The following is a 23,036-nucleotide window of genomic DNA, read 5'->3' as shown; positions in this document are numbered from 1 at the left end:
CGCCTCGAGCAGGCGACGGAACACGCCCTCGGCGGTGGGCGAGCGACAGCTATTGCCGAGACAGACGAAGAGCACGCGCATCAGTGACCTCCCGGGCGCTGCAGCAGCTCGCGAACACGCGCCAAGTCCTCCTCGGTGTCCACACCCGCCGGGTGCACTACCCGAGCCAGGGCCACCTGGATGGCATGGCCATGGTGCAGGGCCCGCAACTGCTCGAGCTGCTCCAGGCGCTCCAGCGGCGAGGGGGGCCAGTCGCGATACTCGGCGAGAAAGCCCGCCCGATAGGCATAAAGGCCGATGTGGCGCAGCCAGGCGTCGGTCTCGAGCAGCTCGGGCCGACGCGCGAAGGCGTCCCTGTCCCAGGGGATGGGAGCCCGCGAGAAGTAGAGAGCACGCCCGGAGAGCGCACGCACCACCTTGACCGCATTGGGGTTGAAGAGCGTCTCGACGTCGCTGATCGGCTCGGCCAGGGTGGCGATGGAGGCATCCGGGTCCTCGAAGAGCCGCGCCGCCACCTGGTCAATCAGCAGCGGCGGGATCAGCGGCTCGTCGCCCTGAACATTGACCAGCACGGCGTCATCGGCCAGGCCCAGTCGCTCGGCCACCTCGGCCAGCCGGTCGGTGCCCGAGGGATGGTCGTCGGCGGTCAGCAGCACCTCGGCACCGCAAGGGGCCAGCGCCTCGGCGACGCGCCGGTCATCGGTGGCCACCACCACCCGGGCGGCAGCGCTTTCCCGTGCGCGTCGCCAGACGTGGGCCACCATGGGCTCGCCCGCGATCTCGGCGAGCGGCTTGCCGGGCAGCCGCGAGGAGGCGAAGCGCGCCGGGATGACGGCGATGAACTCCTGCATGGGACCTCCTCAGGACTCGCCGGCGCGACCGGGGGAGTCGTGCAGTTTCTCGTCGACGTCCATCACTCGGGCCTCCTCGGGCAGCATCACCGGGATGCCGTCACGAATCGGGTAGGCGAGGCCATCGTAGCGACACGCCAGCTCCGCGGCCTCGCGGTCGTATTTCAGCTTGCCCTTGCACAGCGGGCAGACCAGCATCGCCAGCAGTTCCTTGTCCATGACTCCCCCTCGGATGGGTTTCATTGGGTTGAGAGTGACACCAGCCGCGCCTGCAGCCAGTCGATGAAGGCGGCGTCGGGCTGGGCCTCCACCTCGAGGACCCAGCTGTCGACGGGCGCCAGCTCGCGACACTTGACCGCGTCCTTGGCCGTCATCACCACCGGCCGATGGTCGGCGAAGGCCAGGTCGGCCGCCGTGAAGCGATGGTGGTCGCCGAAGGCGTGGGGGATCGGCTCCACGCCCAGCGCCTCCAGGGTAGCGAAGAAGCGCGCCGGGTGACCGATCCCGGCCAGGGCATGCACCGGACCGGCGAAGGGTGGCGGCGTGGGTGGCACGCGCCGGTCGTCGCCGAGGCGGCGCCAGGCCGACGCCACCAGGGCCATGCCGTGGGCCCCAGCCGGCGGGTCGAAGGCCGGCTCGCCGTTGATCACCACGGCATCCACCCCGTCGAGCCGCGTCAGCGGCTCGCGCAGCGGCCCCGCCGGCAGGCAGCGCCCGTTGCCGAAGCCGCGACGGCCATCCACGACCACCAGCTCCAGGTCACGGCCCAGCGCCAGGTGCTGCAGGCCATCATCGCCGATCAGGATATCGCACCCCGCCGCCAGCAGTCGCCTCGCGCCCCGGGCGCGATCGGGGTCGACCACCACCGGCACCCCCGTCTGGTCCGCCAGCATGCGCGGCTCATCGCCGCAGGCAGTGACCGGCGTGTCGGCGTCCAGCAGCAATGGATAGCGGTCGCTGCGACCGCCATAGCCCCGTGAGAGGATGCCGGGCGCCCAGCCCCGCTCGGCGAGAAAGCGCGCCAGCCAGGCCACCAGCGGCGACTTGCCGGTGCCGCCCAGGGTGATGTTGCCGACCACGATCACCGGCACCGGCGCCTGCCAGACGGCCCGCCTGCCCGAGGCGAAGGCCGCGGCGCGACGCCGCACGACCAGGCGATAGAGGGCCTCCAGCGGTCGCAGGGCGTGAAGCCAGGCATCGCCCCGATAGGCTGCCGCCAGCCAGCGCTCGCCGAGACGGCCCGCCATGGATCAGGCGGGCTCCTGGAACTGCAGCCGATGCAGCGCCGCATAGGCCCCGTCCCGGGCGAGCAGCGCGGCATGGCTGCCCTGCTCGACGACCTCGCCCTGCTCGAGCACCAGGATGCGGTCGGCGCGCTCGATGGTCGAGAGGCGGTGGGCGATGACGAAGGTGGTGCGTCCCCGGCAGACTTCTTCCAGGGCCGCCTGGATATGCCGCTCCGACTCGGTATCCAGCGCAGAGGTCGCCTCGTCGAGCACCAGCAGCGGCGCATCCTTGAAGATCGCCCGGGCGATGGCCAGGCGCTGGCGCTGGCCGCCGGAGAGCATCACGCCATTCTCGCCGACCAGGGCGTCATAGCCCCCCGGCATGCGTTCGATGAACTCGTGGGCATGGGCCGCCCGTGCCGCGGCCTCGATCGCCGCCGGATCGGGATCGTCGATCCCGTAGGCGATGTTGTCGGCGATGCTGGCATTGAACAGGGTGACCTGCTGGGAGACCAGGGCGATCTGGCGGCGCAGCGGCTGCAGGCGGAACGCCTCCAAGGCCACCTCATCGATCATGATACGCCCCGCCGTCGGGTGATAGAAGCGCGGCAGCAGGCCCACCAGGGTCGACTTGCCGCTGCCGGAGCGGCCGACGATGGCGATCATCTCGCCGGGCGACACCTCCAGGTCGATGCCCTTGAGCACCTCGGGCTGGTCATCGCCGTAGGCGAAGCGCACCCCCTCGAGGCGAACCCGCCCGGCGAGGCGCCCGGGATCACGGGTGCCCTCGTCGCTCTCGGGGGGCTCCTCGAGCAAGCCGAAGAGCTCCCCGGCGGCGGCGACGCCCTTCTGGATCTCGCTGTTGATCTCGGTAAGCTGGCGCACCGGCTTGGCCATCAGCGCGGCGGCGGTGACGAAGGCCACGAACTCACCGGGGGTCATGGCGTCCAGCAGGGTCGGCGACATGGCCAGCCACACCAGCACCGCCAGCGACAGCGCCACCAGCAGCTGGATCACCGGGGTACTGGTCGCCTTGGTCAAGGCCTCCTTCATGCTCTGCCGGCGGTTGACCTCGCTGGCCGCGGCGAAGCGCGCCTTCTCGTACTCCTCGGCCCCGTGGGTACGCACCACCCGGTAGCCGGAGAGCGCCTCGGAGGCCACATGGGTGACGTCGCCCATGGAGCGCTGGATACGCCGCGAGATGCGCCGGAAGCGCTTGCTGGCATAGCTGACCACTACGCCGATCAGCGGCGTCACGGCCAGGAACAGCAGGGTCAGCATCCAGTTGGTCCACAGCAGATAGATCACCAGGCCGATCACGAAGAGTCCCTCGCGCAGCAGGATGGTGACCGCCTTGGTGGCGGCCCCGGTGACCTGCTCGACATGGTAGGTGACCCGCGAGATCAGCTGCCCCGTGGAGTGGCCATCGAAGAAGTGCCCCGGCAGGTGCAGCATGTGGTTGAAGACGTCACAGCGCAGGACGTGCACCAGGTTGCGGGCCACGCTGCTCATGAAATAGGTGCCGAGGAAGGTGCCCAGCCCGCGGGCCGCGAACATGCCCACCACAAACAGCGGCAGGAAGAGCCGGAAGGCGGCATCGGGGCTCTGGATGCCGTCGATAAGCCGCTTCATCATCTCCGCCAGGGCGGTGCTCGAGGCGGCATAGATGACATAGCCGAGGATCGCCAGGGCGAAGGCCCGCCAGTAGGGCTTCACATAGCCCAGCAGGCGCTTGTAGAGGGTCCAGCCGGAATGTTCGATCACGGTGTCTCCGCTTGAGGGGTTGAGGCCGCCGCGGTGGCGATGCGCACGTGCCGAATCTGCAGGCCGGCGGCACGGTCCAGGACGCGCACCACGTCGGCGTGGGCGGCACGCCCATCGGCCTCCACCACCAGGCCGAATTCACGGGCCTGCTCGGCCTCGGCGGCCAGGGCCTCGCCCAGCGTCTCGGCGGTGTGGACCCGCTCGCCCAGCCGGTATTCGCCCGCGGCGGTAACCACCAACGTCACCGGCGATGCCTCCATGTCCTGGCCACTCGCGCTCTCGGGGAGCTCGAGCTCCAGCGCCTGGCGGGTCTCGAAGGTGGTCGAGACCATGAAGAAGATCAGCAACAGGAAGACCACGTCGATTAGCGGGGTCAGGTTGACCTCCACCGGGTCGCGCCGCCGTCGGGGAAACCTCACGGCTGCTTCACCCTGGGCGCGATGCGCCCATCGGCCTCCAGCTGCTCGTCGCCGCGCTGGCCCGGCCGGGACTCTTCACCGTGCCGCTCGGCCAGCACCAGCTCGCCCGGGTAGTGGGCGAGGTACTCGACCACCTGGCCGGCCTGCTCCTCCATGCGCACCGTGATGTCCTCGACCCGGCGCTGGAAGTAGCGGTGGAACATCAGCGCCGGGATTGCCACGGTGAGACCTGCCGCGGTGGTGACCAGCGCGCGGGAGATCCCGCCGGCCAGGTCGGCGGTGCGGCTGGCCCCGTCGCCGGTGACGATCACCGCGAAGACCTCGATCATGCCGACCACGGTGCCCAGCAGGCCGATCAAGGGCGTAATGGCGGCGATGGTGCCCAGCGGGCTCAGGAAGCGCTCCATGTCATGGATCACCGCGGTGGCCGCCTCCTGAAGCCGCGCGCGCACCTGCTCGTGGCCGAGCCGGGCATTACGCAGCCCGGCGGCGAGTACGCCGCCCAGCGGGGAGTGCCCTTCCAGCCAGTAGAGGTTGACCTGCCCCCGCGCCACCAGCCGGCAGACCTCCTGCCCCAGCCCGTAGGGCGCGATGCGACGCGTCCTGAGGGTCCACAGGCGCTCGATGATGATCACCGTGGCCACCAGCGAACAACCCAGCAGCGGCACCATCAACCAGCCGCCGGCGATCAGGGCATCCATCATGTCCATGCGGTTTCCCCTTGCAGATAACCGGCCCCGAGACCGGGAGTCAGTGAGGCGATTCTAACGCAAGGCAGCTCCCACCGACACCGCCCTGCCGCCAGGCGGCCGGCCGCTCGGTGCGGACATCGCGGCGGGCGTCCGCGCCGAGCCACAGGGTCACGGCACCGTCCCGGGCGGTGTTCCACAGGCAGCTGCCGACCTCACGAAAGCGGCGCACGACCGAGCCCGCCGGATGGCCGAAGGGGTTGTCGCGCGCCGCACTGAAGACCACATGGCGAGGCGCCAGGCGCCGCACCAGCAAGAGGCCGGAACTGGTGGCGCTGCCGTGGTGCCCCGCCACCAGCAGAGTCACCGTCGAGGGAAGCGCGGCGAGGAAGCGTCGCTCGGCATTGCGCCCCACATCGCCGGTGATCAGCACATGGTGCTCGCCGACGCTCGCCAGCAGCACGCAGGAGCGGTCGTTGGACGAGAGCTCGCCGGTCTCGGCCGGTGGCCAGAGAATCCGGAAAGTCACGCCGTCGCGTCGCCACTCGCGTCCGGCCGTGCAGGGCTCGGCCGCCACGTCGAGGACCTCGCCGGGCGGCGCCAGGAAGCGTGTCACCCGGTGCTGCTCGCGCAGGGCCGGCAGGCCGCCGGCATGATCCTGGTCGGCATGGCTGATGAGGACGTCGTCGAAGTGCTGCCCCGGCGGCCACAGTGAGCCGAGCGGCATGAAGCCGGAACCGAAGCGCGGCCCGGTGTCATAGAGGGCGCGATAGCCGGCGGTGCGCAGCTCGACTAGCTGGCCCTGGCCCACGTCGTGGACACGGACCCTCAGCAGCCCTTCGACGGGCACCGGGGACGAGGAGGAGAGGCCAAGCGGCACCAGCAGCAACAGGGCCGTGCCGACCAGCCGCAGGCGCGGGACCAGGCCGGGCAGCGCCCACAGCAGGGCGGCGAGGCCCAGGGCCAGCCCCAGCGGGACGACCCGCGACGGGGCCGGCCGCCACAGCGGCAGCCAGGTAGCGGCCAGGCTTAGCAGCGAGGCCAGCCCGTCGACCAGCAGGCCGAACAGGGCCCAGCACAGCGCCGAGAGCGGCGGCAGCCAGGCCGTCAGCCAGCCGAGCAGCCCCAGGGGCACCAGCAGGCTGCTGACCAGGGGGACGGCGACCAGGTTGACCAGCGGGGCCGCCGGGGCCAGGCGGTCGAAGGCCAGCAGCACCGCCGCCGCCATCAGTGGCGCCAGCAGCAGCTGGGTGCGGACCAGGGCCCGCAGCCAGCCGCCCACCCCTTGCGGGCGCGCCCTCCCCTGCCAGACCAGGATCAGCAACGCCACGGCGGCGAACGACAGCCACAGGCCGGGACGCCAGGCCGACAGCGGGTCGGCCAACAACACTAGCGCCAGAGCTAGCCACCAGGCCTGCCAGGGGCCGGGCGCATGGCGCCCGCTGGCCACCCACATCCCCACCAGGGTCATGATCATGGCGCGCAGTGCAGGAGGCTCCAGGCCGGCCAGGCCGGCATACCCCACCGCCGCGGCACCCGCCAGCCACCAGGGCCAGACCGCCAGGCGCCATGCCCCGGGAGTGACCAGCCGGGCCAGCCCCCGGGCCAACCACAGGGCGAAGGCGGCCACCAGCCCCACGTGCAACCCGGAGATCACCATCAGGTGGGTGGTGCCGGTGGCATTGAGCAGGTCCCAGTCGCGCGTCTCCAGCCGCTCGCTCGCCCCCAGGGTCAGGGCCGCCAACCAGCGACGATGGCGCGCCGCCAGCCCCTGCTCATCGAGGTGGGCCAGCGCCAGCCGGCGCAGCAAGAAGGGGGCGGTGGCCAGGCGGCGAGGGGCTGGCTCGCGGCGCACATAGCCGCTGGCCTGGATGCCCTCCCGCCACAGCCAGCCGCGATAGTCGAAGGTGCCGGGGTTGGCGAAGCCCGACGGTGGGCGCAGGCGCACCGTCAGCCGCCAGCGCTCGCCGGGCACCATGGCCGGGGCGTCGAAGAAGGAGAGCCGAACCCGCTCGAGGCCGCGGCAATCGGGCAACGTCTCGGCCAGGGGGTGGCACTCGGTAACCTCTAGCGTCAGCCGCGCCAGCCGCGCGTCGCTTTCCACCGAAACCAGCCGCCCCTCCAGCCTCAGGTCCTGTCGGGTCAGCCCGGGCGCGAGCTCGCCGCCGCGCACCATCAGTAGCTGGACCGCCACCAGGGCCACCACCACCAGTGCCATGGCGAGACGCACACGACGCCCGGCCAGCATGACCAACAGGCCGACCGCCAGGGCCTCGATGGCCCCCGGCGCGGCAAGATGGCCCCCCAGCACGCCGGCCAGCACGGCGAGTGCCAGGGGGATGGCCAGGCCCGGCTGCATGGCATCGTCCCTGAACGGAAAACATGGCGCCCCGCCCGCCCCGCCGCGACGTCACGTTGAGGGGGCAGCATGGCGAGGCACGCGACTTGTATGGATAATAGCTCGGGTTTGGAAGCCGCGAGCCCTCCTCAATGCCGCGCCGACTGCTGCAGCGCTACCTGCCCCACCCCGATGCCCTCAGGCGCCGACGCTCCCTGCGTTTCGTCAGCCACCTGATCGGCAACCCTTCGCTGTGGGTGCTGACGCGACGCAGCGTGGCCAATGCCTTCTCCGTGGGGCTGTTCAGCGCCCTGCTGCCGATCCCCTTCCAGATGCTAGTGGCCGCCTTCGGGGCCTGGCTGGTGCGCTGCAACCTGCCGCTCTCCATCGGCCTGGTGTGGATCACCAACCCCCTGACGATGCCGCTGATCTTCTACGGCAACTACCGCCTGGGGGCCTGGCTGCTGGACATGCCGGTACGCCAGGCGCCGGAACGACTCTCGACCCACTGGATCGCCGAACAACTGATGGACATCCTGCCGTCGCTGGCCCTGGGATCACTGGTCGCGGCCGTGGTGATTGCCGCGCTGGCCAACCTGGTGATCCGCCTGGTGTGGCGCTGGCAGGTCTCACGCAGCTGGAAGGCACGCGCACGTCGACGCCGGCGGCATCGGCCAGCCGCCCGAGAGAAATGAGGCCACCCCCTCATGAGGCGTGGAGGTTCAGTCGCCCGCTGTTTGCTCGACCAGGCGTCCGCCTTCGAGTCGAAGCACACGGTCCTGATGGGCGGCGAGCCCTGGATCGTGGGTGACGATCACGAAGGCACAGGCCGCGCTGCTCGCCAGCTCGTCCATCAGCGCCAGGATGCTCGCCGCCGTGGTCCGGTCCAGGTTGCCGGTAGGCTCATCCATCAGCACCAGGCTGGGGTCGGTGACCAGCGCCCGGGCAATGGCCACCCGCTGGCGCTCGCCTCCCGAGAGCTCGCCCGGCTTGTGGTCGGCCCGCTCGGCCATGCCGACCCGCGCCAGCAGCTGGCGGGCGCGCTCTTCGGCCACCCGCTTTCGCTGGCCGCGCACGATCAGCGGCAGGGCGGCATTCTCCAGGGCGGTGAACTCCGCCAGCAGGTGGTGGAACTGGTAGACGAAGCCGATCCGCCGGTTGCGGAAGCGCCCCAGGTCGGCGTCATTGAGCGCCAGCAGAGACTCGCCGGCGATACGCACCTCGCCGCGACTCGGGCGATCCAGGCCGCCCAGCAGGTTGAGCAGCGTCGTCTTGCCCGAGCCGGAGCTGCCCACCACGGCCACCCGCTCACCGGCCAGGACCTGCATCGCCAGGCCATCGAGCACGGTGAGGTCCCGCGGTCCCTCGCGATAGACCCGGGTCAGGTCGCGGCATTCGAGCATCACCTGTCCTGCACGGGAGGACGTGTCGGCGTCTGGGGTCATGGCCGTCTCATTCATAGCGCAGCACCTCGGCAGGCTGCACCCGGGCGGCGCGCCAGGCCGGGTACAGGGTGGAGAGGAAGGTCAGCACGAAGGCCGCGGACACGATGTTGCGCACATCGCTCCAGATCAGGCGCGACGGCAGGTTGCTGATGAAGTAGACCCCGGCATCGAGGAACTGGATACCGAAGGTGCTCTCCACCCAGCCGATGAGATCCGACACGGACAAGGCCAGCAGCACGCCCAGGGTCACGCCCACCAGGATGCCGATCACCCCGATCGCCAGTCCCTGGACGATGAAGATCCCCATGATCGAGCGTGGCGTGGCGCCGATGGTGCGCAGGATGGCGATGTCGGCCCGCTTGTCGGTCACCACCATCACCAGGGTGGAGACGATGTTGAAGGCCGCCACGGCGATGATCACCGTCAGCAGCAGCGCGATCATGCGCTTCTCCATCTGGATGGCCTGGAAGAGGTTGCCACGCGAGTAGGTCCAGTCGAACCCCCGGTAGCCGGATCCCAGCTCATCGATGATCGCCCGGGTCTCGCTGCCGGCGGCGAAGAGGTCGTCCAGCTCCAGGCGCAGGCCGCCGACCGCGTCGCCCAGCCGTGCCAGGGTCTGCATGTCGTCGATGTGGGCATAGGCCAGGGAGGCATCCAGGTCCGCCCCGACGTTGAAGATGCCGCTCACGGTGAAGCGCTTGAGCCGCGGGAAGACGCCGGCCGGGGTGATCGAGGCCTCGGGCACCAACAACGTCACCCGGTCGCCCACGCCGACGCCCAGGCGACGCGCCAGGATCGAGCCGAGCACGATGTTCCACTCGCCGGGGGTGAGATCGTCCAGGCTTCCGTTGCGCATGTTGTCGTCGATGATCGACACCCGGCCTTCCCACTCGGGCTCGATGCCGATGACCATGGCGCCCTCGTTGCGCCCGCCCACCGAGAACATGCCCTGCTGCTCGACATAGGGGGCGGCGCCGATCACCCGCTCGCGTTCCATGAGGCGCTCGGCCAGCGGCTGCCAGTCGGTGAGCCCGCCCGGCGCCTCGATCTTGGAGTGCGGCACCATGCCCAGCACCCGGGTGCGCAGCTCTTGATCAAAGCCGTTCATCACCGAGAGCACCAGGATGAGCACCGCGACACCCAGCATGAGGCCCAGCATGGAGGTCAGCGAGATGAAGGAGATGAAGTGGTTGCGACGCTTGGCGCGCACGTAGCGCAACCCGATCAGGAAGGGGAGACGGTCGAACATGGGAACATTCCTTGTCGGCGGGGGGCCATGGTACGGTTTTTTGGCATCTGCTGCATCGTCGGCGGCGCCCGTTTGCGCGATCATTGCATCATTGCCGGCAGCGGCCTACATTGCGCCGGCACGCCCCGAGACGACCTGCACGAGACCCGCCCATGGCCCATCGCCTGCTCCCCGAATGGCATCCCCAGGATGCCGTGCAACTCACCTGGCCCTGTCCCGACAGCGACTGGGCCCCGCTGCTCGAACGCATCGAGGCGACGCTGGAGGCCATGGTGGTCGCCATCGCGCGCTACCAGACCGTACTGGTCGCCGTGCCGGATGCCGCGACCCGCAGCCACCTGGCCCACCGCTTCGCCTGCCTCGGCGTCGAGGCCGCACGCCTGAAGCTGGTGGTCGCCCCTGCCGACGACACCTGGGCCCGTGATCATGGCCCCCTCGGCGTGGCGCGTGACGGCGAGACGCTGCTGCTCGACTACGTCTTCACCGGCTGGGGCGGAAAGTTCGAGGCCGCCCGCGACAATACCCTGACGCGCCGCCTGGCGGACGCCGGCACCTTCGCCTGCGCGGTGCAATCCCGCGACCTGGTGCTCGAAGGCGGCGCCATCGACACCGATGGCGAGGGCACCCTGCTGACCACCGAGGCCTGCCTGCTCAACCCCAACCGCAATCCCGGCCTCGACAGGACGACCCTCGAGGCACGCCTGATGGCGGAGCTCGGGATCGCGCGGGTGCTGTGGCTGGTCAACGGCCATCTGGCGGGCGACGATACCGACAGCCATGTGGATACCCTGGTGCGTTTCTGCGACCCGGCCACGCTGGCCTATGTCAGGTGCGACGATCCGGCCGACCCGCACTATCCGGCACTGGCCGCCATGGAGGCCGAGCTGCGCGCCCTGCGCCGGGCCGACGGCGAGCCCTACCGGCTGGTGCCCCTGCCCTGGCCGCGGGCCTGTCATGACCCGGTGGACGGCCACCGACTGCCGGCGACCTACGCCAACTTCCTGATCATCAATGGCGCCGTGCTGGTCCCGACCTATGGCGACGGTGCCGACAGCCGGGCGCTCGCCGCCCTGGGCGAGGCCTTTCCGGGCCGCGATATCATCCCCATCGACTGCCTGAGCGTGATCCGCCAGCACGGCAGCCTGCACTGCCTGACCATGCAGCTGCCCCAGGGCAGCCTGGCAGCATTCAACTGAGATCAAGAGGCGCCGGGGACAGTCCACAGAGGGGGTCCTACGCCAGGGATGGCGTCGGTAGCGCCCAGGGAAGGGTTTACAGCGCCCCCTCGAAGGACTGTTCCCGGATCAGTCTCGAGTTTCGAACATTCGAGGAGAACTCATCGTGTCCCGCACCCTGAAGGTGGGCCTGGTCCAGCAGCCCGCCTGGCCCGACAAGGCCAGGAGTCTCGCCGAGAGCGAGGCCGGCATCCGCGAGCTGGCCACCGCCGGCGCCCAGCTGGTGATGCTGCAGGAGCTGCATGCCACCCACTACTTCTGCCAGACCGAGGAGACCGAGGTCTTCGACCTAGCCGAGCCCCTCGACGGGCCGACCGGCACGCGGCTGGCGACCCTGGCGAAGGAACTCGACATCGTGCTGGTGGGGTCGCTGTTCGAACGCCGCGCGCCCGGCCTCTACCACAATACCGCCGTGGTCTACGACCGTGACCGCGGCCGGGTGGGCCAGTACCGCAAGATGCATATCCCCGACGACCCGGGCTTCTACGAGAAGTTCTACTTCACCCCCGGGGACCAGGACGACGGCCGCGGCCAGGGCTTCCAGCCGATCGACACCTCGCTCGGCCGCCTGGGCGTGCTGGTCTGCTGGGACCAGTGGTACCCGGAAGCGGCACGGCTGATGGCCCTGGCCGGCGCGGAGCTGCTGCTCTACCCCACCGCCATCGGCTGGCATCCGCCGGACGACACCCCGGAGAAGCGGCGACAGAAGGAGGCCTGGACCCTGATCCAGCGCAGCCACGGCGTGGCCAATGGCCTGCCGGTGATCGTCGCCAACCGGGTCGGCCACGAAGCGGACCCGTCCGCGGCGACGCCGGGCATCGACTTCTGGGGCGGCAGCTTCATCTGCGGTCCCCAGGGTGAGCTGCTCGCCCATGCCGGCCAGGAGGCGGAACGGATGCTGGTGACGCTGGACATGACGCGCAGCGAGGAGGTGCGGCGCATCTGGCCCTACCTCCGGGACCGCCGCATCGACGCCTATGGCGACCTGACGCGTCGCTACCGGGACTGACCGCGCTTCGCGCGAAGCCGTAAGCCGTAAGCCGTAAGCCGTAAGCCGTAAGCCGTAAGCCAGGCTGACCTGAGCCTGGAAAACACGCCACCCCCACAAGCCTAGGCCGATGGGGGTGTCTTACAGCTTAAAGCTTACAGCTCTAAGCTGGGGTTATTTCCAGAAATCGCGGATCGAGGCGATGCCCTGGGCCCCCACGGCCCGGGCATGATGCGCATCGAATCGCGTCATGCCGCCCAGGGCGAAGACCGGCATGCCGGCGTGCTCCACCAGCTGCTGGAAGTCATGCCAGCCAATCGGCGCCACATCCGGATGGGAGGGCGTGGTGCGCAGCGGCGAGAGGGTCACGAAGTCACAGCCGATGCGGCGTGCCTGCTCCAGCTGACGACGATTATGGGTCGAAGCGGAGAGCCACTTGCCCTCGGGCAACGCGCGCCGCTCCAGGCTCATCAGCCGGTCGCTGGTCAGGTGGATGCCATCGGCGGCCACGGCTTCCAGCAGCGAGGGCTCGCCATTGAGCACCAGGCGGGCGCCGCGCTCATGACACAGCGCCAGGGCCTGCTCAGCGCGCCTCAGGAAATCCACCTCATCCAGCGACTTGGCGCGCAGCTGGACCAGGCGCACCCCGTCCTCGTCGAGGGCACGGGCCAGTCGCTCCATGAACCGCTCCCCGTCAGCCTCCTCGCCGGTGATCAGGAACTCGGTGGGCAGCGTGACCGCCCGCAGGATCGGCAGGTTGGCCGCCGGGAAGGGGTAGTTCACCAGGTCGGTCATGGGCACCCAGCGCACCGCCTGCCCCTCGCGACCGAACGGCTCGCCGGCGAAGTCGTGCACCTGCCACACATCCAGCAGGATGTGCTTGTCGGAATATTCGTGGTGGATGCGAATCAGCGGTTGCGCCCGCCGGATCTCGACGCCGAGTTCCTCATGGAGCTCGCGTTTCAGTGCCTCCAGGCCGGTCTCGTAGGGTGCCAGCTTGCCGCCGGGAAACTCCCAGAGCCCTCCGTGATCAACATTGGAGGGTCGACGGGCGAGGAGCACCTCGCGGCCATCGGCGCTGATGATGGCAGCCGCCGCCACATGCACCCTTCTCTTCACCATTGCGTTCATTGACTCCTACCCGCTGGTCCACGCGGCCTTGCCGCCGCGCGGGGTTGCTGTCTGGCTGCCGAGCGTCCCCGCCGGTCAGCTGCGATAGTCGGCATTGATGGTCACGTAGTCGTGGGACAGGTCCGAGGTCCACACCGTGGCGCTCTGCTCGCCGCGCCCCAGGGCGATGCGGATGACGATCTCCTCGCGGGCCATCACTGCACTGCCGGCCTCCTCGGTATACCCCGGGGCGCGTCCGCCATGCTCGACCAGGCGCACCTCGCCCAGGTCGAGGGTGACCCGGTCCACGTCGAACGCCTCGACGGGTGCGCGCCCCACCGCGGCCAGGATCCGGCCCCAGTTGGCGTCGCTGGCGTAGAGGGCCGTCTTGACCAGCGGCGAGTGGGCCACGGTGAAGGCCACGTCAAGCGCCTCGCGACGGCTGTGCGCCTCGTCGACCTGCAGGGTGACGAACTTGGTCGCCCCCTCACCATCGCGGATCACCGCCTGGGCCAGTTCGGTCATCACCCGCTGCAGGCCGTTGCGGAAGGCGCTCAAGGCCGCCTCGTCGGCCACCGTGGCGCCGCGACCGGTGCTGATCAGCAGGCAGGCATCGTTGGTCGAGGTATCGCTGTCGACGGTGATGCAATTGAAGGAGCGCTCCACCGCCTCGCGCAGCAGCTGGTCGAGCAGCGCCGGCTCCAGGGCCGCATCGGTGGCCACGAAGGCCAGCATGGTGGCCATGTCGGGACGGATCATCCCCGAGCCCTTGGCGATGCCATTGATGGTCACCATCTCGTTGCCCAGCGCCAGGGTCACGCTGGCGCCCTTGGCCCGGGTATCGGTGGTCAGGATGCCCTCGCCGGCCTCTCGCCAGGCGGCGGCGCCATCGTCGAGGGCCTGCAGGGCCGCGGGCAGGCCTGCCAGCAGGCGCTCCATGGGCAGCGGCTCACCGATCACCCCGGTGGAGAACGGCAGCACGCTCTGCTCGCCCACCCCGGCCAACCGTGCCAGCTCGGCACAGCTGGCACGGGCATCGCGCAGGCCCGTCTCGCCGGTACCGGCATTGGCATTGCCGGTGTTGATCACCAGGTAACGCGCCCCTTCCCCGCGAGCCGTGCAGGCGGCCAGGTGCTCACGGGCCACCGTCACCGGCGCCGCGCAGAAGGCGTTGCGGGTGAAGACCCCGGACACCCTGGCCCCCTCGGGGATCTCGATCACCACCAGATCACGGCGATCGGGCGTCTTGATCCCGGCCATGGCGGTGCCCAGCCGCAGCCCCTCGATCACCGGCATCGCCGGAAAACGCGTCTCGCCCACTGCCATGGTCGTCTCTCCTGTCTGGATTCCGCTTCGAGCTTCGAGCTTCGAGCTTCGAGCTTCGAGCAACATAGTACCCTCTGACTCGGGGTCCGTAGCCCTCAGCCCATAGCCCGTAGCCCGTAGCCCGTAGCCCGTTAGCTCAGCTTGCCGCAGCACTGCTTGTATTTCTTCCCCGACCCGCAGGGGCAGGGATCATTGCGGCCGACCTTGGGGCCCTCGCGGCGCAACGGGCGACCGTCGGCCCCCGGGGCAGTCGGGGCCTCGTCCTGCTCGCCGGGCGCCATCGACGGCGCGTCGTGACGGCTCGCCGCACTGGCCTTCTCGCGATCCAGCGCCTCGCGGCGCTGGCGCTCCAGGGCCTCGACCTCCTCGGGACGGCGCACCTGGACATGGCTGAGGATGCGGGTCACGTCGGCCTTGATGTTGGTCAGCAGGTTCTGGAACAGCTCGAAGGCCTCGCGCTTGTACTCCTGCTTGGGGTTCTTCTGGGCATAGCCCCGCAGGTGGATCCCCCGACGCAGGTGATCCATGGACTGCAGGTGCTCCTTCCAGCGGGTGTCGAGCACCTGCAACATCACCTGCTTCTCGAAACGGCGCATCAGTGCCTCGCCGGCCTCCGCCACCTTGGCCTCGTAGGCCTCGCGGTGCATCACCTGCAGCCGTTCGCGCAGCTGCTCTTCGTGGAAGCGCTCGTCCTGCTCGGCCCAGTCGACCACCGATGCGTCGAGATTGAACTCGCTCTTCAGGTGATCCTGGAGGCCGGCCAGGTCCCACTGCTCGGGCAGGCTCTGGGGCGGCACGAACTCGCTGATGGCGAGGTCCAGCACCTCCTCGCGGATGCCCATGACGCTGTCGGAGACGTCCTCGGCGGCCAGTATCTCGTTGCGCTGCTCGTAGATGACCCGACGCTGGTCGTTGGCCACGTCATCATACTCGAGCAGCTGCTTGCGGATGTCGAAGTTGCGGCCCTCGACCTTCTTCTGGGCGCGTTCCACGGCATTCGAGACCATCTTGTGCTCGATCGCCTCGCCGCGCTCCAGCCCCAGGGCCTTCATCATGCGCTGCACCCGATCGGAGCCGAACAGGCGCATCAGGTTGTCTTCCAGCGAGAGGAAGAAGCGCGTCGAGCCGGGATCCCCCTGACGACCGGCGCGCCCGCGCAGCTGGTTGTCGATGCGCCGCGACTCGTGACGCTCGGAGCCGGTCACGTGCAGGCCGCCGGCCTCGAGCACCGCCTCGTGGCGGGCCTGCCACTCGGCCTTGAGCTGCTCGACCTGGGCCTCGGACGGGTTCTCCAGCTTGGCAGCCTCGGCCTCCCAGTTGCCGCCCAGCACGATGTCGGTGCCGCGGCCGGCCATGTTGGTGGCGATGGTGACGGCCCCGGGGCGACCGGCCTGGGCGATGATCTCCGCCTCGCTCTGGTGCTGCTTGGCGTTGAGCACGTTGAACTGCATGCCGGCACGTTTCATCAGGTCGGCCAGATACTCGCTGGTCTCGATGGACGCGGTCCCCACCAGCACCGGGCGTCCGGCCTCGGTCTGGGCCTTGACGTCCTCGATGATCGCCTCGAACTTCTCCTCGGCGGTGAGGTAGACCAGGTCGTTGAGGTCCTGGCGAATCAGCGGACGATTGGTGGGAATCACCACCACGTCGAGGCCATAGATCTGGCGGAACTCGAAGGCCTCGGTGTCGGCGGTGCCGGTCATGCCGGAGAGCTTGTCGTAGAGGCGGAAGTAGTTCTGAAAGGTGGTCGAGGCCAGCGTCTGACTCTCGCGCTGCACCGGCACGTCCTCCTTCGCCTCCACCGCCTGATGCAGGCCTTCCGACCAGCGACGCCCCGGCATGCTGCGGCCGGTGTGCTCGTCGACGATCACCACCTGGCCATCGTTGACGATGTAATCCACGTCACGGTGATAGAGATGGCGAGCGCGCAGCGCCGAGTGCATGTGCTGCAGCAGGCTGAGGTTCTGGGCCGCATAGAGGGATTCCTCCTCGCCCAGCAGCCCCTCGCCACGCATCAGATCCTCGATCTTGCGGTGGCCGGCCTCGGTGACTTCCACCTGCTTCTGCTTCTCGTCGAGGATGAAATCGCCGCTCTCCGGGTCTTCCTCGTCGCTGCACGCCACGAGGTTCAGCGCCAGACGGTCGACGACGCGGTAGAGCTCGGTGTTCTCGTCCACCGCCCCGGAGATGATCAGCGGTGTCCGCGCCTCGTCGATCAGGATGGAGTCGACCTCGTCGACGATGGCGAAGTGCAGCTCGCGCTGCACCTTCTCCTCCAGTGAGAAGGCCATGTTGTCACGCAGATAGTCGAAGCCGAATTCGTTGTTGGTGCCGTAGGTGATGTCGCAGGCGTAGGCGTGGCGCTTCTCCTCCGACGTCTGCCCGGAGAAGATCACGCCCACCGAGAGGCCCAGGAATTCGTAGAGCGGACGCATCCACTCGGCATCGCGGCGCGCCAGGTAGTCGTTGACCGTGACCACGTGCACGCCCTTGCCCGGCAGGGCATTGAGGTAGACCGCCAGGGTCGCCACCAGCGTCTTGCCCTCGCCGGTCTTCATCTCGGCGATGCGTCCGCGGTGCAGGGTGATGCCGCCGACCATCTGCACATCGAAATGGCGCATCCCCATGACGCGCTTGCTGGCCTCGCGCACCGTGGCGAAGGCCTCCGGCAGCAGCGTATCGAGGGATTCATCGCCCTCCAGGCGCTCGCGCAGCGCCTCGGTGCGGGCCCGCAGGGCCGTCTCATCGAGGCCTTCCAGCTCGTTCTCCAGGCCGGTGACATCCGTCACCTGACGGCTCATGCGCTTGACGTCGCGGTCGTTCTTGGAGCCGACGACCTTGCGTAACAGGTTGTTGATCATGAAGGGTCCAGTGGCAGCGTGTGGCATCGCGTCGCGGACGGCAGGCCCGCGACCTCTCCGGGCGGTCTCGTCAGCAAAGGCCGGGAGGGCCACGACGCGTCAGGACATCATGCGCGGCAACCGGGTGGCAGGGCGCGAGGGCGGAAAAGGCAACGCCCCTCGCCCCCACCCTCGGCCAGCGGGCGGCTCGCCGGACCCAGCGCACCAAGGCGCGACGACGGGCATGCAGGTGGGAGCGCACGCGCAGCAGCGCCGGCACCAGGATGCTGATCTGGGCGGCACGCTCGACGGGGCGCAGGGACTCGACCTGGGCCAGGCTGGCCGGCAGCAGGCATCCCACCAGCAACCCGGCAAGCCACCAGCGAGTCGTGCGGCGCCAGTGCCGGCTCCCGTGAGATCCGGCGCCGTTGTCGGTGATGGCGGCTGGCATGCTGTCGACGGCCTCCCGTGCGTGCTAGGCTCTGGATGTTCAACGGCCGCCCTAGATTGGCGGCCGACGCGTAACGTCAGGGGCGCGGCCCCCGAGAACCAAGCTGATGAGTATAAAGGTTAAGCGGTTCAGAGCACAGCCCATGTCCCGGCTGCTGGAAGGTCGCGGCGAGCTGGGATCGCTGATGCGCATGGCCACCCTGATCGAGCGCGCTCAGCGTCACCTGCGCGACCACCTGCCCGAGGAGATGCGCGAGCACCTCTTCGTCGGCGGCTATCACCAGGGGCGGCTGGCCCTGATCACCGACCGCGCCGTCTGGCTGACCCGGCTGCGCTATGAGCAGCCTCGCCTGCTACAGCTACTGCACCAACTGCCCGGCTTCGAGGCAGTGACTGGCTTCACCCTCAAGGTCCGCCCGGTGCGACCGGCCCGCCCTCCCCTGCGCCAGGTTCGCCACCTGCCGGAAAAGGCCGCCGACGAGATCTCCAGCTGTGCCGAAGATGTCGACGACCCGGGGCTCAAGAGCGCCCTGGAGCGGCTGGCGGCCCACGCCGAACGTCAGCCGTAAGCTGGAACGCCACATAAAACGAACCGCCCCCATGGCAAGTGCCTGGAGGCGGTTTTTCTTCCAGCTTCAAGCTTACGGCTCCGGACGCAGTCCGGGTCAGGCCATGGCCGGCGCGGAGTAGGAGATCGGCGCCGTCTCGGACTCGCCCTCGAAGGTGACGAGCTCCCAGGCATCCGGCTGGGCCAGCAAGGCACGGCACAGCTGGTTGTTCAGCGCATGGCCCGACTTCACTCCGCGGAACTCGCCGATCAGGCTATGGCCGAGCTGGTAGAGGTCGCCGATGGCATCGAGCACCTTGTGCTTGACGAACTCGTCGTCATAGCGCAACCCGCCTTCGTTGACGATGCGGTAGTCGTCAACCACGATGGCGTTATCGAGGCTGCCACCCAGCGCCAGGTTGTTCGCGCGCAGATACTCCAGGTCCCGCATGAAGCCGAAGGTCCGGGCCCGCGACACCTCCTTGACGAAGGAGGTGGTGGAGAAGTCCACCATGGCGGTCTGGGACTGGTCCTCAAAGACTGGATGGTCGAAGTCGATGGCGAAGGAGACCTTGAAGCCCTGATGGGGCAGGAAGATCGCCTCCTTGTCGTCCTCGCGCACCACGATCTCGCGCTTGATGCGGATGAACTTCTTGGGGGCGGCCTGCTCGGCGATGCCCGCCGACTGGATCAGGAACACGAAGGGTCCCGCACTGCCATCCATGATCGGCACCTCGGGCGCACTCACGTCGACGTAGGCGTTGTCGATACCCAGTCCGGCGAAGGCCGACATCAGGTGCTCGACGGTGGCGACCTTGGCCCCGCCCGCGGAGAGCGCGGTGCACAGCGTCGTATCGGTGACATGTTCGGCGCGCGCCGGGATCTGTACCTCGGGCTCCAGGTCGGTACGCACAAAGACGATACCGGTATCCACCGGTGCCGGCCGAAGGGTCAGGTAGACCTTCTTGCCGGAGTGCAGGCCGACGCCAGTGGCGCGGATGACGTTCTTCAAGGTACGTTGTCTGATCATGGTCGGTCGCCAGGCAGTCATTGGTTATCAAACACCGTTCACTATAACACCGAACGGACGTTTCAACAAAGAAAGCTCACCCGGCGTCCTCTATCCCCGTGATAGCGCGGATCAATCGGCCTGGCGCCGCAGGAAGGCCGGAATGTCCAGGTAGTCGTCGAGCTCCTGGGACTTGCGCTTCTCCGGCTGCGGCCGCGGCGCCTCCGGGGCCTCGGTCCTGGACGCCGCGGCCTGGCCGCGACTGGCAGCCGCCTGCGGTCGTTGGCGATAGCTGCCGGCCTCGACACGACGGGCGGTCTCGCGAGAGGCGGGCTTCTGCGCCTTGTTGCCTTCGAGCCCCGCAGCGACCACGGTGACGCGCAACTCGTCGGTCATGTCCATGTCGATGGAGGTGCCGACCACGATGGTGGCGTCCTGGGAGGCGAACTCCTGGACGGTGGCACCCACATCATTGAACTCGCCGATGGAGAGGTCCGGGCCGGCGGTGATGTTGACCAGGATGCCGCGGGCACCGTGCAGGTCGATGTCCTCGAGCAGCGGGCTGCGGATGGCCTTCTCGGCGGCCTCGCGGGCACGGTTCTCACCGGTGGCCCCGCCGGTGCCCATCATCGCCATGCCCATCTCGGACATCACGGTGCGCACGTCGGCGAAGTCGACGTTGATGATGCCGGGGCTGGTGATCAGCTCGGCGATGCCCTGCACGGCGCCCAGCAGCACGTCGTTGGCCGCACTGAAGGCAGTGAGCAGGGTCGCGCTCTTGCCCAGCACCGAGAGCAGCTTCTCGTTGGGGATGGTGATCAGCGAGTCGACGTGCTCGGAGAGCTCCTTCATGCCCTCCTCGGCGGCACGCATGCGCTTGGGGCCCTCGAAGGGGAAGGGACGGGTTACCACCGCCACGGTGAGGATACCCAGCTCCTTGGCCACCTGGGCAACCACGGGCGCGCCCCCGGTCCCGGTGCCGCCGCCCATGCCGGCGGTGATGAAGACCATGTCGGCTCCGCTCAGCAGTTCCGCGATACGCTCGCGGTCCTCCATGGCGGCCTGGCGGCCGACATCGGGGCTGGCGCCGGCCCCGAGACCCTTGGTGATCTCGCTGCCGAGCTGGAGCACGGTCTTGGCGGCGACCCGCTTGAGGGCCTGGGCATCGGTATTGGCGCAGATGAACTCGACGCCCTCGATGTTGCTCTCGACCATGTGGTTGACGGCATTGCCGCCACCACCCCCGACACCGATGACCTTGATGACCGCACTGCTTGAGGGTGCGCTATCTACCAGTTCGAACATAAGTCCCGTCTCCTGGACCGCGACCGCGGCCCTGTCAGAAATTGCCTTTGAACCAGCCCTTGATCCTTGCCAGCGCCGGAATCCCTTCCCCTGCGTCACGCCGGGTAATGTCGTCACGCCTCGGTTGCGCCGGAATGATACCCCCAGGCCCCTGACGGCCATGCCCTTGACGGGTTTCCCGTAGAGCGTAATGCAGCAGACCGACACCCGTCGAATAAATCGGATTGCGTACCACGTCGGCCAGCCCGCGCACGTTCTGCGGGCAAGCGATGCGGACCGGCATGTGGAAGATCTCCTCGGCCAGCTCGACCACCCCCTCCATGCGCGAGGTGCCACCAGTGAGCACCACGCCGGCGGCCACGAGATCCTCGTAGCCGCTGCGACGCAGTTCGTCACGCACCAGGGTGAAGAGCTCCTCGTAGCGCGGCTCGACCACTTCGGCCAGCGACTGGCGGGAGAGGTCCCGGGCCGGCCGGTCGCCCACGCTGGGCACCTTGATCATCTCATCGCTGGAGGCCAGCTGGGTCAGGGCGCAGGCGTACTTGACCTTGATCTCCTCGGCATGCTGCGTGGGCGTGCGCAGCGCCATGGCGATGTCGTTGGTGACCTGATCGCCGGCGATGGGAATTACCGAAGTATGGCGGATGGCACCCTCGGTAAAGACCGCGATATCAGTGGTGCCGCCGCCGATGTCCACCATGCAGACGCCGAGCTCGCGCTCGTCCTCGGTGAGGACGGCATGGCTAGAGGCCAGCTGCTCGAGGATGATCGAATCCACTTCGAGTCCACAGCGACGCACGCACTTCTCGATGTTCTGGACGGCATTGAGGGCGGCGGTGACCAGGTGAACCCGTGCCTCGAGGCGCACCCCGGACATACCCAGCGGTTCACGGATACCACCCTGGGTATCGATGGCGAATTCCTGGGGGAGGACATGCAGCACGCGCTGGCCTTCCGAGATGGCCCGGGCCCGGGCGGAGTCGATGACGCGGTCGATGTCGGAGGAGGCGACCTCGCGCTCCTTGATGGCCACCACGCCGTCGGAATTCATCGAGCTGATATGGCTGCCGGCGATGCCCACATAGACCGAATGGATCTCACAACCGGCCATCAACTCGGCCTCCTCCACGGCACGCTGGATGGACTGCACCGTGGACTCGATGTTGATCACCACGCCCTTCTTCATGCCGCGTGACGGGTGTGAGCCGATACCGGCGATTTCGATCCCGCCATCGTCGGTGGGCTGCCCCACGATCGCCACGACCTTGGATGTTCCGATATCCAGCCCGACTACCATATTGGACGCATTGGATGGACCTGCCATGAGTCGGGAAGTCTCCTCGAACCTGACCCCGAAGGGGAAGATTAATCCTGAAAAGTCGGCCTGGGCCAATTATAGGAACAACTTTCGTTGTTCCACCAGCCCGATTGCCGAAACACCCGTCACGATACGGCGAATTTGTCACGAAAGAAACACCCGAAATGCCGCCGGGGCAACCGAATTGTCGCCTGAAGCCTTCAGCTCTCCGCCGATGACTCGTCCTCCACCGGCTCGGTCTGTCCGTGCCAGGCCACGGCGACGCCGTTGGGATATCGCAGGTCGATGTAGCGGATATGCGATGCCAGAGGACCCAGCTCGCGCTGCCAGGCGGCGGCCAGGCGTCCCAGGCGGGCGGGGCGATCGTTGCGACCGAGCATCACCCAGACGCCGCTATCGAGCTGGAAGCGCCAGGCCCCGCGGGGCTCCAGCCGCAGCTGGCGCACCTCGATTCCCTGGGTGGCGAACTGCGCGGCGAGCCGGGCATGGTAGCCCAGCACCTCGGCCCCGCTGCCGGGCGGGCCGGCCAGGTCCGGGAGGTCGGCGGGCGGCGCCAGCGGACCGAAGGCGAAAGGGTCGCCCTCGGGGTTGAGCAGACGCGCGTCGTTCCAGCGCGCCACCGGCACCTGCTCGACCAGGTCAAACGTCAGTGCATCGGGCCACTCGCGGCTGACACGCACTTCAGCCAGCCAGCCGATCTCCCGGGCCTTCTGACGCAGCGTGGACAGATCGACGGCAAGCCAGGTCTGCCCCTGGATCAGTGGCGCCAGCTGGCTGCGCAGGTAGTCGGCACTGACGTGGTGAAGCTCGCCCCCCACCGAGACACGCTCGATGGGCCGGTCGAGCCAGACCCACAGCGCCCGCCCCCCGGCACCCAGCAGCAGGGCGAGCAGGAGCACGCCGACGAAGCTTCCACGCGCTGCCATG

The 23,036-nt window shown here is 68.7% G+C and carries 21 protein-coding genes and 1 pseudogene; 4 read left to right on the top strand and 18 right to left on the bottom strand.

Annotated elements, in window-relative coordinates:
* Nucleotides 1–3 precede the first annotated feature (3 nt).
* The 8 genes and pseudogenes from OP498_RS03115 to OP498_RS03080 all read right to left on the bottom strand — a co-directional run.
* Nucleotides 4–81: pseudogene (locus OP498_RS03115) on the bottom strand (low molecular weight phosphotyrosine protein phosphatase); the annotation flags it as partial.
* A complete protein-coding gene (kdsB, locus tag OP498_RS03110; protein WP_280546739.1) occupies nucleotides 81–851 on the bottom strand; it encodes a 3-deoxy-manno-octulosonate cytidylyltransferase in 771 nt (256 codons plus the stop codon). The pseudogene OP498_RS03115 and the gene kdsB, both read right to left, overlap by 1 nt.
* A gap of 9 nt (nucleotides 852–860) precedes the next feature.
* Nucleotides 861–1,070: a Trm112 family protein gene (locus OP498_RS03105; RefSeq protein WP_280546738.1), complete on the bottom strand. Its 210-nt coding sequence runs from the start codon at nucleotides 1,068–1,070 to the stop codon at nucleotides 861–863.
* Between the two features lie 20 nt (nucleotides 1,071–1,090).
* A complete protein-coding gene (lpxK, locus tag OP498_RS03100; RefSeq protein ID WP_280552437.1) occupies nucleotides 1,091–2,098 on the bottom strand; it encodes a tetraacyldisaccharide 4'-kinase in 1,008 nt (335 codons plus the stop codon).
* Nucleotides 2,099–2,101: 3 nt separating this feature from the next.
* On the bottom strand, nucleotides 2,102–3,838 hold the full coding sequence (gene msbA, locus OP498_RS03095; protein ID WP_280552467.1) for a lipid A export permease/ATP-binding protein MsbA: 1,737 nt from the start codon (nucleotides 3,836–3,838) through the stop codon (nucleotides 2,102–2,104).
* Nucleotides 3,838–4,260 (bottom strand): biopolymer transporter ExbD, encoded by a 423-nt coding sequence (locus tag OP498_RS03090; RefSeq protein WP_280546736.1) that lies wholly within the window; start codon nucleotides 4,258–4,260, stop codon nucleotides 3,838–3,840. The genes msbA and OP498_RS03090 overlap by 1 nt, the downstream gene beginning before the upstream one ends.
* Nucleotides 4,257–4,970, bottom strand: coding sequence for a MotA/TolQ/ExbB proton channel family protein (locus tag OP498_RS03085; RefSeq protein WP_280546735.1), 714 nt, complete (start codon nucleotides 4,968–4,970; stop codon nucleotides 4,257–4,259). Before OP498_RS03085 ends, OP498_RS03090 begins: the two co-directional genes overlap by 4 nt.
* A 40-nt stretch (nucleotides 4,971–5,010) precedes the next feature.
* A complete protein-coding gene (locus tag OP498_RS03080; protein WP_280546734.1) occupies nucleotides 5,011–7,308 on the bottom strand; it encodes a DNA internalization-related competence protein ComEC/Rec2 in 2,298 nt (765 codons plus the stop codon).
* Nucleotides 7,309–7,439: 131 nt separating this feature from the next.
* On the opposite strand from OP498_RS03080, the gene OP498_RS03075 reads away from it, so the two are divergent.
* Nucleotides 7,440–7,982, top strand: coding sequence for a DUF2062 domain-containing protein (locus tag OP498_RS03075; RefSeq protein ID WP_280546733.1), 543 nt, complete (start codon nucleotides 7,440–7,442; stop codon nucleotides 7,980–7,982).
* Between the two features lie 27 nt (nucleotides 7,983–8,009).
* Here the strand turns inward: OP498_RS03075 and OP498_RS03070 are convergent, their stop codons facing one another.
* Both OP498_RS03070 and OP498_RS03065 read right to left on the bottom strand, forming a co-directional pair.
* Nucleotides 8,010–8,732 carry an ATP-binding cassette domain-containing protein gene (locus tag OP498_RS03070; RefSeq protein WP_280546732.1) on the bottom strand — a complete coding sequence of 241 codons (723 nt, stop codon included), beginning with the start codon at nucleotides 8,730–8,732 and terminating at the stop codon, nucleotides 8,010–8,012.
* Between the two features lie 7 nt (nucleotides 8,733–8,739).
* Nucleotides 8,740–9,981 carry a lipoprotein-releasing ABC transporter permease subunit gene (locus OP498_RS03065; protein WP_280552435.1) on the bottom strand — a complete coding sequence of 414 codons (1,242 nt, stop codon included), beginning with the start codon at nucleotides 9,979–9,981 and terminating at the stop codon, nucleotides 8,740–8,742.
* 152 nt (nucleotides 9,982–10,133) lie between these two features.
* On the opposite strand from OP498_RS03065, the gene OP498_RS03060 reads away from it, so the two are divergent.
* Nucleotides 10,134–11,177: an agmatine deiminase family protein gene (locus OP498_RS03060; protein WP_280552433.1), complete on the top strand. Its 1,044-nt coding sequence runs from the start codon at nucleotides 10,134–10,136 to the stop codon at nucleotides 11,175–11,177.
* A 145-nt stretch (nucleotides 11,178–11,322) separates the two neighbouring features.
* Nucleotides 11,323–12,225 carry a carbon-nitrogen hydrolase gene (locus OP498_RS03055; RefSeq protein ID WP_280546729.1) on the top strand — a complete coding sequence of 301 codons (903 nt, stop codon included), beginning with the start codon at nucleotides 11,323–11,325 and terminating at the stop codon, nucleotides 12,223–12,225.
* A gap of 153 nt (nucleotides 12,226–12,378) precedes the next feature.
* On the opposite strand, the gene OP498_RS03050 is transcribed toward OP498_RS03055, so the two are convergent.
* The 4 genes from OP498_RS03050 to OP498_RS03035 form a co-directional block, all read right to left on the bottom strand.
* Nucleotides 12,379–13,326, bottom strand: coding sequence for a Nudix family hydrolase (locus tag OP498_RS03050; RefSeq protein WP_280546727.1), 948 nt, complete (start codon nucleotides 13,324–13,326; stop codon nucleotides 12,379–12,381).
* Between the two features lie 84 nt (nucleotides 13,327–13,410).
* Nucleotides 13,411–14,640 carry a bifunctional glutamate N-acetyltransferase/amino-acid acetyltransferase ArgJ gene (gene argJ / locus OP498_RS03045; RefSeq protein ID WP_280546726.1) on the bottom strand — a complete coding sequence of 410 codons (1,230 nt, stop codon included), beginning with the start codon at nucleotides 14,638–14,640 and terminating at the stop codon, nucleotides 13,411–13,413.
* 131 nt (nucleotides 14,641–14,771) lie between these two features.
* The gene (gene secA / locus OP498_RS03040) at nucleotides 14,772–17,501 is read right to left on the bottom strand and encodes a preprotein translocase subunit SecA (protein ID WP_280546724.1); all 2,730 of its coding nucleotides are present in this window, start codon (nucleotides 17,499–17,501) and stop codon (nucleotides 14,772–14,774) included.
* Nucleotides 17,502–17,571: 70 nt separating this feature from the next.
* A complete protein-coding gene (locus OP498_RS03035; RefSeq protein ID WP_280552430.1) occupies nucleotides 17,572–17,931 on the bottom strand; it encodes a hypothetical protein in 360 nt (119 codons plus the stop codon).
* A 142-nt stretch (nucleotides 17,932–18,073) separates the two neighbouring features.
* Between OP498_RS03035 and OP498_RS03030 the strand changes: the two genes are divergently transcribed.
* Nucleotides 18,074–18,499: a DciA family protein gene (locus tag OP498_RS03030; protein ID WP_280546721.1), complete on the top strand. Its 426-nt coding sequence runs from the start codon at nucleotides 18,074–18,076 to the stop codon at nucleotides 18,497–18,499.
* Between the two features lie 96 nt (nucleotides 18,500–18,595).
* Here OP498_RS03030 and lpxC read toward each other — a convergent pair whose 3' ends face one another.
* The 4 genes from lpxC to OP498_RS03010 form a co-directional block, all read right to left on the bottom strand.
* Nucleotides 18,596–19,507 (bottom strand): UDP-3-O-acyl-N-acetylglucosamine deacetylase, encoded by a 912-nt coding sequence (gene lpxC, locus OP498_RS03025; protein ID WP_280546719.1) that lies wholly within the window; start codon nucleotides 19,505–19,507, stop codon nucleotides 18,596–18,598.
* A gap of 111 nt (nucleotides 19,508–19,618) precedes the next feature.
* Nucleotides 19,619–20,791 carry a cell division protein FtsZ gene (ftsZ, locus tag OP498_RS03020; RefSeq protein WP_280552428.1) on the bottom strand — a complete coding sequence of 391 codons (1,173 nt, stop codon included), beginning with the start codon at nucleotides 20,789–20,791 and terminating at the stop codon, nucleotides 19,619–19,621.
* Between the two features lie 34 nt (nucleotides 20,792–20,825).
* On the bottom strand, nucleotides 20,826–22,115 hold the full coding sequence (gene ftsA, locus OP498_RS03015; protein ID WP_280546717.1) for a cell division protein FtsA: 1,290 nt from the start codon (nucleotides 22,113–22,115) through the stop codon (nucleotides 20,826–20,828).
* Nucleotides 22,116–22,309: 194 nt separating this feature from the next.
* Nucleotides 22,310–23,035, bottom strand: a complete 726-nt coding sequence (locus OP498_RS03010) for a cell division protein FtsQ/DivIB (protein WP_280546716.1) — start codon at nucleotides 23,033–23,035, stop codon at nucleotides 22,310–22,312.
* Nucleotide 23,036: the final 1 nt, after the last annotated feature.

It is taken from the genome of Halomonas sp. 25-S5, assembly GCF_029889845.1.
Lineage (GTDB): Bacteria > Pseudomonadota > Gammaproteobacteria > Pseudomonadales > Halomonadaceae > Halomonas.
Note: the sequence above shows the minus strand (reverse complement) of the source record. Positions and strands in the feature narration are given on the sequence as shown.